General features: G+C 51.4%; 1 pseudogene. It reads left to right on the plus strand.

The features are described from left to right. Nucleotides 1-286, plus strand: a pseudogene (locus tag CES81_RS13105) (L-arabinose isomerase); the annotation flags it as partial.

A 286-nucleotide genomic window follows, 5' to 3' on the forward strand; every position in this document is an offset into this window, starting at 1 on the left:
TTGAAGTTCACCCACTAGACATTGGTGACCGTGAAGATCCTGCACGTCTAGTCTTCGCCGGTGGCGAAGGTGATGCCGTTGACGTTACCTTAGCTGACTTTGGCGATGAATACCGCATGATCATGTACGAAGTTGCTGGTAACAAAGCTGACGAAACGCCAAAGCTGCCAGTTGCTAAGCAACTGTGGACACCAAAGGCTGGCCTGAAGAACGGTGCTACCCAATGGATCCAAAACGGTGGTGGTCACCACACGGTCTTCTCATTCGGTGTCACTGCACAACAAGT

This window comes from Secundilactobacillus pentosiphilus (assembly GCF_002217985.1).
GTDB lineage: Bacteria > Bacillota > Bacilli > Lactobacillales > Lactobacillaceae > Secundilactobacillus > Secundilactobacillus pentosiphilus.